We start from the raw sequence: 11,834 nt of genomic DNA, 5'->3' as shown, positions 1-11,834 counted from the left end.
GCGCTCCGAGGGACGGGGGACAGGGCACGATGGAGCGGACACCGGTGCCGCCGCTGCCGGGCGGGCGGAAGCCGGCCGGGGCGGCGCTGTTCGGGTGGCTGGCCGATCCACTCGCGCCGCGCCTGTGTGTGGTGACCGGCGCGCCGGACTCGGGCAAGAGCCACCTGCTCGCCTGGCTGCTGACGGCCTGTTCCGTCGACGACACCCCGCAGGAGCGGCGGGTCCACGCGATGGTCCCGCTGGACGGGCTGACCGTCTCCTCCGCCGTCTGGACCATCGCCCGCCAACTCGACCTCTACGCGCGGACTCCGGCGCAGCTCGTCGGCGCGCTCGCCGCCGACTCGCGACCGACCGTGCTCTGCCTGGCCGACCTGCATCGCGCCGGCGGGCGCGCGCTGCCGGACGAACCGCGCGAGGTGCTGGAGGAGTTGCTGCTCCCGCTGCTCCGACTGCCGCAGGTGCGGATCGTCGTCGAGGCCGACGCAGCGACGGCGGCCCGGCTGCGGGAGGCGCCAAGCGCCGACGACGTGCCCGCCGCCGTCATGGACCTCGACGCGCCGCAGTGGACGGATGCCGAGCGGTTCGGCCGCTGGTACGCGGGGCTTCCCGGCGCGCCTGGGGCGCAGCGTCCGCCCGCCGAGGCCGTGTACCCCAGCCCCGGCCTGGCCCGACTCGCCGCAGGGCTCGGCGGAGCGGCCTCGTCCACGGCGCAGGCGTCCACGGATCAGGCGCCGGTGGGTCCGGCGCCCATGGGTCCGGCCTCGGTGAGCCCGCCAGCTCAGAACCTGCCCTCCGCGCACGTGCTGGACCTTTGGTGGGCCGGGGCACCCGACGCGGCTCGGCCCGCGCTCGCCGCCCTCGCCAGCGTGGACGCGCCGCTCACGGCGGAGGGCTGGACGCTGCTCGTGCCCGACGTCGAGGCCCGCCGACTGGTCGCCGAGCTGCTCCCCGCCGCGCCGTCCGGCGTCCCGGTCCTGAGCACCGCGCTCGCGGAACACCTCCGTCCGCACGTGCCCGAGGAACTGCCGCGGCAGATGTGCCGTGCCCTCGTCGACGCCGTGCCGCGCCGACCGGACGGCCGCCCCGACCTGGACGCCGTGCCGGGGGAGCACCTGACCCTGCTGCTGACCCAGGCCCTGGCGACCGGTCAGGCGCAGGACCTGCTCACAGACGCGGAGTTCCTGGTGCGGGCCGACCCGCACCGGATCACCACCGCGTTCAAGGCCACCGGGGCCGCCGATGCCGGCGGGCCGCTCGCCCGGGCCTGGGCCGAGGCCGGTCCCGCCCTGACCGAGGAGGGGGATCCGGGCGTCCGCGCCGAGATCCTGCGCCACCGACTGCACGGCACGCCCCACGCGCCCACGCGTCATGGCCGTACCGCCGGAGACGGCCCGCGCGGAAACGGACTGCGCGGAAACGGGCTGCGTACGGTGTGGCGGCTCGCCCAAGGCGCCGCGCCCTGGCCCGGCCCGGTGACGGCGCTGGCGGTCGGCCGGGCGACGGACGGCAGGCCCGACGGTTCGCTCCTCGCCGCCGACGCGACCGGCTGTGTCCACCGGCTGTCCCTGACCGACGGCGGCCCACTCGGCCGCGTGCCGCTGCCGCAGCCGCGACCCTTGCGCGCGCTGGACTGTGGCGACGACGGGTCGCTGACCTGGCTGGACGTCTGGGGCACCGCGAACCTCCCCGTCCCGCCCGCTGCCGGAGCCGGGGGCGAACTCGTCGCGCTGGTGCGCTCCGGCGACGTGCGGGTGCTGGGCGACACCAGCGGTGAGACGACCTGGTACGACGCCGCCGCCGACCGGACGGAGCGGGCCCGCCCGCACGTCGGCCCGGTCTCCTCGCTGGGGGTCGCCCGGATGCCGGGGCTGCCGCCGCTGGTCTTCAGCGGCGGCGCGGACGGCACGGTCCGCCTGTGGAGCCCCGGGACGGAACCGCTCGCGGAACCGCTGGACGAGCGGGCCTGCCCGGTCCTCTCGGTCTGCGCGTCGACCGGACCCGACGGTGCGGGCAAGCCGCTGACCCTCGCCGCGAGTTGGGCCGACGGCCTGGTCCGCGTCGTGCGACTCGGCGGCGAGGACGCCCCCCAGGACCTGCGCCTCGGCGCACCCGTCCTCGACCTGCTGCTGCTCGGGCCGAACCGACTGGCCCTCGCCTCGGCCGAGGACGTCTCGGTCGTCGAGTTGGGCGCGTAGAGCGCCCCGATTCGTGCGCGAGAAACGAGCAGCGGACGGCGGCTCCGGCTACGCCGGTCGCTTGCGCAGGTGGCGGTGTCCCTCGTGCGGGAACTGCGGCGGCATCGGGGCGAGCACCGAATCCAGGACGTAGCCGCACCTGTGCGCCACGCGGCACGAGCCTTCGTTGCCGACGGTGTGCAGGAGCTCGATCTCCTCGGCGGGCAGGAAGTCCTGCCCGCCAAACAGCCATTCCGTGGCGGCCTGGACGCAGCGCGAGGCGATGCCCCGGCCGCGGGCCTCGGCCGCCGTCCAGTAGCCCACGCCGGTCGCGAGCGTCTCCGGCGGGTTGGCGGCCTTGATGACGAAGAAGCCGACGACCGTGCCGCCCTCCTCGACGGCCCATCTCAGATGGGTGCCGTTCGCCCAGCCCTTGGCCTGGTCGGCGATCCAGGCGCGGGCTTCGTCCTCGTCGTCGATCGGCCGCATCAGCCAGCGACGCATCGCGTCGTCGCGGTGGGCGGCGACGACCGCGGGGACGTCCGAGTCCTGCCAGGGACGGAGCGTCAGAGCCGGTGCGGTCGCAGTGGGTTTCACGGTCAAGGTCATCGGCGACGTCATGCGGACCATCCAACCAGTGCCGGTCGGATGACCGCCGGGCGGTCAGCGGTCCCAACGCGGTCCGGGTCCTGGAAGGGAGCCCGCGAGCGCCCAGGGGCGCTCCCGGGCTCGTGGTGGTCAGTGCACCGTCTGGGTCACGGCTGAGCTGGTGCTGCCCTGGTGGGTGCCGTCGCCGTTGTAGGCGGCGGTGACGGAGTGGGTGCCGGGGGAGGGGTAGTTCTGCGTCAGGACGGCCTCGCCGCCGGGCAGCAGTTGGACTGTGCCGATCGCGGAGCCGGAGTCGTGGAAGGTCACCGCGCCGGTGGGGGTGCCGCCGCCCTCGCCGACCACGTGGGCGAGGTAGGTCACGGTCTGCCCGGCCCGCGACGGGTTGGGCACCGAGCTCAGCGTGGTGGTGGTCATCGCCCGCACGGTGTAGTGGATGGTCACCCGGCCGTTGCCGCTCGCCGGACCGGACTCGAAGGTGGCGGGGGTGCGGCTGAAGCTGCTGCCTCCGCCTCCGCCACCCCCGCCTCCGCCGCCACCGGCGGTGTCCTCGTCGAAGAACTTCGTGGTGAAGTCGTTGCCGCCACCACCTCCGCCGCCGCCTCCGCCGCCACCGAAGTAACCGCCGCCGCCTCCGCCGCCACCGCCTCCGAAGGGAATGCTGAGGGTCTGGGGGCTGACGTCGTTGCGGCCGGCATGGCCGCCCTGGCCGCCCGCGCCGCCCTGGCCGAGGCGTCCGGCGTTGCCTTTGGCACCGGGAGCGCCGGGGGAGACGAAGCCCGCCCCGCCACCGATGCCGCCGACTCCGCCGGCACCCGGGCCGGTCGTGGTGGCGCCGCCGCCGGCGACGCCGGGGCCGCCCGCACCGGCGTTCATCCCGCCCGCGCCGTTGGTGCCGCCGCCACCGAGGCCGCTGCCGCCGACCCCGCCGGGGCCGCCGCCGCTGTGGACGAAGGGCCCGTTGATGCTGCTGCCGTTGCCCCCGCCTCCTCCGCCGCCACCGGCCACGACGATCCGGTCCGCGAGTGAGTACCCGCCGGTCCGGACGTCCGACGCCCCGCCTCCACCGCCGGCGCTGCTGGTGTTGCCCTCGACGAGATGGGAGATGAGGCCGGGGCCGTCCTCGCCCTCGCCGCCCCCACCGACACCGCCGGTGAGGAGCCCGCCCGCACCGCCGACGTTGATCTGGAGGATCTGCCCCGGGCTGACGGGGACCGTCGTGACGACTCTGGCGCCGCGCCCGCCGAAGTTGCCGCTCCCGCCGCCGACGCCGGCACCGTGGCCGCCATGGGCGCCTTCGACGACGAAGGTGGCGTCGGTGACGCCCGCGGGCACGGTGAAGGTGTCGGCGCCAGGGGTCTCGTAGAGGCACGACCTGGCGGTCCCGAAGGCCACGGGGAAGCCCCTGGCACCGCAGGGCGCGGCAGCCGATGCCGGCGGCACCACGGCGATCAGGCCGGCGGACACGAGTCCGACGGCTGCCGCCGTAGCGAACGCCTTCCGCCGCCATCGGTGAAAGGACCCCGCCGTTGCGGCCGCCCTTCCGGCCGCCGTTCCGGCCGGGGTGCCGACCGCGTGGGGCTCGTGCCCCCGTGGACCATGGAGGGCTGTGCGGACGTCATCCAAGACGGGCCTCCGCTCTCGAAGAGGTGTTCCGGCAGCGGGAGGCTGCCTTCCGTCACTCTGGATCACGCAAGGCCGTGCGACGGTCCCTCTCCGAGCTGACACACTGCCGATTCACACCAGCGGTCCCGAAGCGCGCTCTCCGGTTACTCCACGCCGGCCGCGGTCACGGTCCACGCCCTGGTCGACGTGTCGTCGAGCCGCAGGCCGAAGGTGAAGGCGATCGGCCTGCGCTTGTGGGCGTCACCGCGGAGGACCTGTTCGCTGCGGCGGTCGACCTCGTAGTAGACGCCCTCGGCCTCGACCGCGACGCGGAAGACGATCGGCTCGCGCGAGACCAGCGAACGCACCTTGACCGAGGTGATGGCGGCGTCGCGCATGACGGTTCGGTTGGGCGTGCGCACGGCCGTGAAGTCCAGGCTGCCGTCGTTCAGGACCCACTCCTCGAGGAACCGCTCGACGGCGACCTCGAGGACCGACCTGTCGAACCGGCCGTCGAGCACGCTCAGGTCGCCCACGGCGGCGTCGGCGTCCGTGCTCCACGAGATGGTGGTGAGCGACAGGATGTCGCTCACGCCCTTGACCGCGGTCTTTCCGGCGACCTCCAGCACGGCGTCCCGGGCGACCTCCCTCTGGTCCCAGCCGTCCGTCTCGATGGCGCTGGTCAGGTGGTGGGCGCCCTCCGCCGCCTGCTCCACCGACGACACGATCCACTCGCCGGCCGCGTTCTTGCGCAGCGTCCAGTACTCGACGGGGCGCGTCGAGCCGTCCTTGCGCATGGCGTCCGGGCCGTAGCCGCGGCGAACGTAGTCGTTGAGCGTCGCGGTGATCCGGAAGGTGACGGTGTCGTTCACCTCGCCCGCACGGTTCGCGACGTCGACCAGCTCGACCACCGGGCCGGAGACGATCTCCACGACATTGACCTCGCCACGGGACGCGTAGTCGCGCAGCTCGTCGGCCCACTTGCCGTAGAGCACCGGGGACAGGATCTGCTGCAGCATGGCGTGATCGCGCGCCGTCCAGGCGCGTTGGGCGGTCGTGTACAGCCAGACGGCACGGCGCTCGAGCGCGGCACGGTCGAAGGTCGCGTCCGTGTCGGCGATGGCGTCGACCCGGGCCCCGACCTGGGCGGCGCGCTCGCGCGCCTGCGCGTCCGCCCGGTGGGCCGTACGGTCCGAGCCGGTGTTCAGACCGCTTGCCGTCGCGGCCTTCCGGCGCCGGGACCTGAGCCACAGGATCAGCAGGACCACGGCGAGGATCACCAGCAAGGTGAAGAACCCGCCGCCACCACTGGTGCCGAGACCGGCTCCGAAGCCGGTGCCGAAGCCGCCGCCGAAACCGTGGCTGAAGCCGCCGCCGCTCGACCCGTGGAAGCCGCCACCGTGGCTGCCCCCGCTCCCGCTGAAGCCGTGACTACCGCTGCCACCGCGGGCATACGCGACCGTCGGGCTGCTCAGCGCGACGACTCCAGCCACCACAGATATCCACCGACGGGCGCGCACCGGGCTCTCCCCCCACGAATCAGACAAGTTTCACGCCAGCCTACAAGCAGAGCGGCCCGGGCAGCTCCGAGGACAACGAGCGCCCGGAACGCCGGAGGGGTCCGCGATCCGACGGAAGCGCCCGCGCATGCGCCGGCAGCTCGGTGCGCTCCTTCCGCCCGTCCTCGTCGGGGCGTCGCGCGCGGTCGCGCGCGTCCCCCGGGCGGCGTAGCGTGAAACGACCGAGTCGCCGCCACCACCTGGCATTCCCGGACGGGAGGCGCGGACAGTCATGAGCAAGAACTCACCGGCGAAGGGCCATCACGGGCTCGGGGCACGCGGGCAGGGCAAGCTGCTGTACTTCCACACCCAGCTGGCCCACGCGATCCGCCAGACCAAGGACCAGATGCTCCAGCAGCGTCAACGGCCCCACGATTTCCGCCAGCCCGACGGCCACTGGGCTCCCTGACAGACGGCGTGGTGCGACATGGCCGAGGCAACGACCGAAGAACTGGCCGCGCTACGCGGAACGCGGCCCTATCCGGCGATCACGCTGGTCATGCCGACGGATCGGCGTGACCGCCTCGGTGACAAGTCGCGCATCCTGCTGCGCGATCTGGTCACCGAGGCGAAGCGCAGGCTGGCCGACGATCCGGGGGTCGACCGGGACGCCCAGCGCGACCTGCTCCACCACAGGCTGGACCCCGGCGTGATCGAGAACGCGCGCGACTCGTCCCGTCCCGGCGACGCGCTGGTGGCCTACCTGGCCGCGGGCGAACCGGTGCAGGTGCGGCAGTTCACCTCACCCTGGACGGTCGCACCGCGTGTCGAGTTCAGCACCTCGTTCCTGACGCGGTACCTCGTGGCCGCCGAGCAGGGAGCGCAGCCCTACCTGGTCCTGGTCCTCGACCAGAAGCTGTGTCGCCTGTTCCGCGGGGCCGCGCGGGACCTGGCAGAGGTCAAGGGGGACGGCTTCCCCTACGCCCCGCAGATTCCGTCACCCGAGGACGCCGTCCCCGGCCCGATTCCGCACGCGGCGCCCTACGAGGACCACGAGGCTCCGCTCAAGCAGTACCTGCGGGCTCTCGACGGACACCTCGGGGAGGCGGTCAAGGAACTCGGCCGGCCGCCGCTGTTCCTGGTCGGAAGCCCCAAGATGCTCACCCTGTTCGTCAACGAGACCGACCTGGGCGACCTCCTCGCCGGCACCCTGCCGCTGACCGGCATGGAGACCGTGCCCGCGGCGGATCTGGCGCGACGACTGGAGCCGGCGTTGGAGGCGTTCCACGCGCGTCAGGTGGCCGGGACACTGGAAGCTCTGGACACCGCCCGGGGACGTGGCACCTTCGCGGGTGGCGCCGCGGAGGTCTGGACGGCCGTCGCGGACAAGCGGGTCAGTCTGCTCGTCGTGGACGAGGGCTGCGTGATGGCCGGTCGCATCTCCGACGACCGCCGGGACCTCGAAGTCCTCCCGGCCCCGGAGCCGGTGACGCTGCCGAACCCCAAGCAGGACATCGGACCGGCTCCGCACAGCAGAGGCGTGTCGACCGACATCGTCGAACAACTCGTCGAGGACACCCTCTGCGCTCAGGGCCGCGTCCAGTTCGTGCCCGACGGCACGCTGGCCGCGACCGACGGGGTGGCGGCGGTACTGCGCTTCTGAGCTCCTAGCGCAGGGGGTTCACGATCGTGGGAAAGCGCTCGATCGTGGCGAGCAGCGGCCCGGGGTTGCCGGCGTCCTCGAGCCCGACCGGCTGCACCAGCTCGTACTCGTCGTTCGCCGGCGGGAAGGCGACGGCGTTGGAGTTCCGCAGGATCACCGGCCCCGAGGCGGCGGCGTTGCGCAGTGTGATGCCGGGCAGCAGATCCGGGATCGTGACGTGGACGTGGAGCAGGTACTCCTGAACCGCGGGGAACGGCTGACCCGGCACCACGGCACTGAGGAACCCCGCGGGCGGGACCCGCTCGGGGTCCATCACCCACGTCACCTCTCCGACCGTCATCCCCGCGCCGTCGCAGGCGTCCGCCCGCACCAGCAGGGGCACTGTGCTGACCACGCCCGCCCGGTACTGCTCCAGCACGGCGGGGTCGTAGCCGAGGGAGGTGTCGCCGACGAGATCCACGGCGTGCGTCCGCCCCTGGACGGTCAACAACGCCCCCTTGGTCACTCGGTGGACGTTCTCCACGCTGGACGTCGAGCTCATCGGGACTCCTTCGGACGGTCGACCTCCCCGACCATCGTCGCGCGCCGTGGCCCCCGCCGCATCCGACGACGAGGAGGGGCGGGGCCAGGACGGCGTCCCGTTCGAGCCTGTCGCCGTGCCTCAGCCCATGGGGAACTTGACCTGGCCGGAGACGATCGGGTTGAGGTAGTTCGGGCCGCTGATCTTCAGGCGGTTCATCGCGAGGCCGGTCAGGCCCTCGAAGATGGCGCGGCGGGCGTTCATCGTGGTGGAGTAGCCGGCGTCCAGGTGCGGCGCGACCTCGACCACGTCCATTCCGATGACCTTGGTCTCGTGGCAGATCCGGCGGAAGGCCGGGAACAGCTCACGGTTGGTCAGGCCGCCGGGCTCAGGAGTGCCCGTCCCGGGGGCGAAGGCCGGGTCGAGCACGTCGATGTCCAGGGAGAGATAGACGAACTCGGCGTTCTCCTGCACCTCCGCGATGGCCTTGTCGAGGACGGCGTGGAAGCCGATCTGCTCGATCTCGGCCATGAAGTGCGACTTCATGCCCTGTCGGCGCATCCAGTTGAACAGCTGGTTGTCGGGGCCGGTGACGGTGCGCAGCCCGACCTGGACCACGTTGCCCGCCGGGATCTTCTCGTCCTCGATGATCCGCCGGATCGGAGTGCTGTGGGTGACCTTGTGGCCCAGCATGGTGTCGTGGCAGTCGGGATGGGCGTCGAAGTGGATGACGCCGATCTTCTCCGGGCCGTAGACGTCGGCCAGCGCGCCCACGCTCGGCCAGAGCAGCGAGTGGTCGCCGCCCAGCAGCACCGGTACCGCCCCCACCTCGGCGATCTCCCGGACCAGGTCCCGGATCGGGCCGATCGAGTTCGCGGTGCTGAACGGGTCCACCGCCGCGTCGCCGTAGTCCACGACCTTGAGCACGTCGAACGGGTTGATCCGGGTGCTGGCGTTGATCATCGCCTCGGGCGTGTTGAAGACGTAGCGCTCGTCGGACCGGATCATGCGGGGTCCGTAGGACGCGCCGCGGTGGCCGACCGAGGCGTCCAGCGGGATGCCCAGCACGGCGACGTCGACGTTCCCGGCCCGCAGGTCCTCCTGGTTGAGGCAGTACGGGACACCCATGAAGGTCGCGATGCCCGAGTAGGCCGGGTGCGCGTAGTACCGGCGGAGGTCGATCGGCCCCGGCTCCCGGCCGGGAGCCGTCGACCGGTCGATCTCCAGGCGATGCTCGGGCGTCTGAGGCTTGTCGTTCAACACATCTCCCCGGTGGAGGTCGCTCGCATTCCACATGCGATTCGGGCAGCCGGTTCGCGGACTGGTTCGCATACCTTGCTGAGATGCCAGCCTAGGCAGCGCGAGAAATCCGCCGAACCCCGGACAGCCTCCTGTTCGACCCCTTCAACCCCTGTTCCGGACCGGGTTCACCCCTATTCGCGGTCGCTGCGGATCGGCTCGCCCGGCGACGAATCATCCGACGTCACCTAGGGGTTGGCTAGGGGTTGGCGGTCCGCGGGGGCCGCCTTAGCGTGACGCCGGATATTGACACGATCGCAAGCGGCCCCACCGCAGATCGGCAGCCGGAACGCCGTAATGAGGTCACGTTAAATGGCGAATGAAGAGACACTCCGCGGCTATCTCAAGCGGGTGACGGCCGATCTGCACCAGACCCGGTTGCGGCTGCGTGAGGTGGAGGCCAAGGACCAGGAACCCATCGCCATCGTCGCGATGAGTTGCCGGTTCCCGGGCGGGGTGGCCTCGCCCGAGGAGCTGTGGCAGCTGGTCGCCGCCGGCGGGGACGCGATGTCGGAGTTCCCGGCCGACCGCGGCTGGGACGTGGAGAACCTCTACCACCCGGACCCGGACCACCCCGGCACCTCGTACACCCGCGAGGGCGGCTTCCTGCACGACCTCGCCCACTTCGACCCGACCGTCTTCGGCATCAGCCCGCGTGAGGCGCTGGCGATGGACCCGCAGCAGCGGCTGCTGCTGGAGACGTCCTGGGAGGCGTTCGAGCGGGCCGGCATCGACCCGCTGTCGGTGCACGGCAGCCGGGTCGGCGTCTTCGCCGGGACCAGCGGTCAGGACTACCTGGCCGTCCTGATGAACTCCACGGACGACGTCGAGGGCTACCTCGGCACCGGCAACGCGGCCAGCGTCGTCTCCGGCCGGATCGCCTACAGCCTGGGCCTGGAGGGCCCGGCGGTGACGGTCGACACGGCCTGCTCGTCCTCGCTGGTGGCGCTCCATCTGGCCGTGCAGGCGCTGCGCAACGGCGAGTGCTCGCTGGCCCTGGCCGGCGGTGTCACGGTGATGAACACCCCGGGCACCTTCATCGACTTCAGCCGGCAGCGCGGGCTGGCGGTCAACGGACGTTGCAAGTCCTTCGCGAACGCCGCCGACGGCACCGGCTGGGCCGAGGGCGCCGGCATGCTGCTGGTCGAGCGGCTCTCGGACGCGCGGCGCAACGGACACCCGGTGCTCGCGATCGTGCGCGGCAGCGCCGTCAACCAGGACGGCGCCAGCAACGGCCTGACCGCGCCGAACGGCCCCTCCCAGCAGCGGGTGATCCTTCAGGCGCTCGCCAGCGCCCGGCTGACCCCCGACGAGGTCGACGCCGTCGAGGCGCACGGCACGGGAACCCGCCTCGGCGACCCGATCGAGGCGCAGGCGCTGCTCGCCACCTATGGCCAGAACCGCGAACGGCCCCTGTGGCTGGGCTCGTTGAAGTCCAACATCGGGCACACCCAGGCCGCCGCGGGCGTCGCCGGTGTGATCAAGACGGTGATGGCGATCCGCCACGGCGTCCTGCCGAGGACCCTGCACGTGGACGAGCCGACCCACAACGTGGACTGGTCGGCGGGCGCGGTGGAGCTGCTCACCGAGGCGCGGGAGTGGCCGGAGACCGGGCGGCCGCGTCGCGTCGGCATCTCCTCGTTCGGGATGAGCGGCACCAACGCGCACACCATCATCGAGCAGCCCCCCGCCGCCGAGGAACCGGACTCCGGGACGGGCGCCGACCCGGCGGTGCCGGCGCTCTCCGTGCTGCCCTGGCCGCTGGCCGGCCGCAGCGAGGACGCGCTGCGCGCCCAGGCGGCCCGGCTGCGGGAGCGGCTGGAGGCCGAGCCCGGACTCGAACCCCTCGACGTGGGCCACTCGTTGGCGACCGGGCGGGCGGCGCTGGAACGTCGGGCCGTGCTGGTCGCTGGTGACCGCGAGGAGTTCCTGCGCGGGCTCGGCGCGCTGGCGGCAGGCGAACCGGACGCGAACCTCGTCCGGGGCTCGGTGGTGGAGGGCCGGACGGCGTTCCTCTTCACCGGCCAGGGCAGTCAGCGGGCCGGGATGGGCCGTGAGCTGTACGAGGCGTTCCCGGTGTTCGCGGCGGCGTTCGACGCCGTGTGTGCTGAGTTGGACGGAGAGCTGGACCTGCCGTTGCGGGAGGTCGTCTTCGGCGGGGAGCGGATCGACGAGACGGCGTGCACGCAGCCGGCGTTGTTCGCGGTCGAGGTGGCGCTGTTCCGTCTGGTGGAGTCGTGGGGTGTGCGTCCGGACTTCCTGGCGGGTCATTCGATCGGTGAGATCGCGGCCGCCCATGTGGCCGGGGTGTTGTCGCTGGCGGACGCTGCCAGGCTGGTGGCGGCGCGTGGTCGGTTGATGCAGGCGTTGCCGTCGGGTGGTGCGATGGTGGCGGTGCAGGCGTCCGAGGACGAGGTGCTGCCGCTGCTCACCGACGAGGTGGGGATCGCGGCGGTCAACGGCCCGAC

At 72.8% G+C, this 11,834-nt stretch carries 9 protein-coding genes; 4 read left to right on the top strand and 5 right to left on the bottom strand.

From position 1 onward, the window contains the following. Positions 1-29: 29 nt before the first annotated feature. A complete protein-coding gene (locus TR50_RS19295; RefSeq protein WP_152648485.1) occupies positions 30-2,195 on the top strand; it encodes a WD40 repeat domain-containing protein in 2,166 nt (721 codons plus the stop codon). 48 nt (positions 2,196-2,243) lie between these two features. Here the strand turns inward: TR50_RS19295 and TR50_RS19290 are convergent, their stop codons facing one another. The 3 genes from TR50_RS19290 to TR50_RS19280 all read right to left on the bottom strand — a co-directional run bounded on the left by TR50_RS19290 (position 2,244) and on the right by TR50_RS19280 (position 5,878). Further along, complete coding sequence (locus tag TR50_RS19290) at positions 2,244-2,771, bottom strand: GNAT family N-acetyltransferase (protein ID WP_236654487.1); 528 nt, start codon at positions 2,769-2,771, stop codon at positions 2,244-2,246. A 141-nt stretch (positions 2,772-2,912) separates the two neighbouring features. After that, complete coding sequence (locus tag TR50_RS49755) at positions 2,913-4,175, bottom strand: Ig-like domain-containing protein (RefSeq protein ID WP_176572856.1); 1,263 nt, start codon at positions 4,173-4,175, stop codon at positions 2,913-2,915. Between the two features lie 374 nt (positions 4,176-4,549). Then, positions 4,550-5,878 (bottom strand): TIM44-like domain-containing protein, encoded by a 1,329-nt coding sequence (locus tag TR50_RS19280; RefSeq protein WP_236654486.1) that lies wholly within the window; start codon positions 5,876-5,878, stop codon positions 4,550-4,552. Between the two features lie 298 nt (positions 5,879-6,176). Here TR50_RS19280 and TR50_RS47600 point away from each other — a divergent pair, with 298 nt between their 5' ends. Both TR50_RS47600 and TR50_RS19275 read left to right on the top strand, forming a co-directional pair. Then, a complete protein-coding gene (locus TR50_RS47600) occupies positions 6,177-6,353 on the top strand; it encodes a hypothetical protein (protein ID WP_162837963.1) in 177 nt (58 codons plus the stop codon). 18 nt (positions 6,354-6,371) lie between these two features. Beyond that, positions 6,372-7,547, top strand: coding sequence for a baeRF3 domain-containing protein (locus tag TR50_RS19275; protein WP_042422626.1), 1,176 nt, complete (start codon positions 6,372-6,374; stop codon positions 7,545-7,547). Between the two features lie 4 nt (positions 7,548-7,551). Here TR50_RS19275 and TR50_RS19270 read toward each other — a convergent pair whose 3' ends face one another. Beyond that, complete coding sequence (locus TR50_RS19270; RefSeq protein ID WP_042422624.1) at positions 7,552-8,088, bottom strand: hypothetical protein; 537 nt, start codon at positions 8,086-8,088, stop codon at positions 7,552-7,554. A 120-nt stretch (positions 8,089-8,208) separates the two neighbouring features. Beyond that, complete coding sequence (locus TR50_RS19265) at positions 8,209-9,327, bottom strand: agmatinase family protein (protein WP_236654485.1); 1,119 nt, start codon at positions 9,325-9,327, stop codon at positions 8,209-8,211. Between the two features lie 351 nt (positions 9,328-9,678). Between TR50_RS19265 and TR50_RS48940 the strand changes: the two genes are divergently transcribed. Beyond that, a partial coding sequence (locus TR50_RS48940) for a type I polyketide synthase (protein ID WP_236654484.1) occupies positions 9,679-11,834 on the top strand: 2,156 nt, incomplete at its 3' end.

The organism is Streptacidiphilus anmyonensis, from assembly GCF_000787855.1.
Classification (GTDB): Bacteria; Actinomycetota; Actinomycetes; order Streptomycetales; family Streptomycetaceae; genus Streptacidiphilus; species Streptacidiphilus anmyonensis.
Note: the sequence above shows the minus strand (reverse complement) of the source record. Positions and strands in the feature narration are given on the sequence as shown.

Bases quoted from the DNA above. Each gene is read 5' to 3' on its own strand.
- TR50_RS19275 (WP_042422626.1), top strand. From the start codon at position 6,372: ATGGCCGAGGCAACGACCGAAGAACTGGCCGCGCTACGCGGAACGCGG.
- TR50_RS19270 (WP_042422624.1), bottom strand. From the start codon at position 8,088: ATGAGCTCGACGTCCAGCGTGGAGAACGTCCACCGAGTGACCAAGGGG.
- TR50_RS19295 (WP_152648485.1), top strand. From the start codon at position 30: ATGGAGCGGACACCGGTGCCGCCGCTGCCGGGCGGGCGGAAGCCGGCC.
- TR50_RS47600 (WP_162837963.1), top strand. From the start codon at position 6,177: ATGAGCAAGAACTCACCGGCGAAGGGCCATCACGGGCTCGGGGCACGC.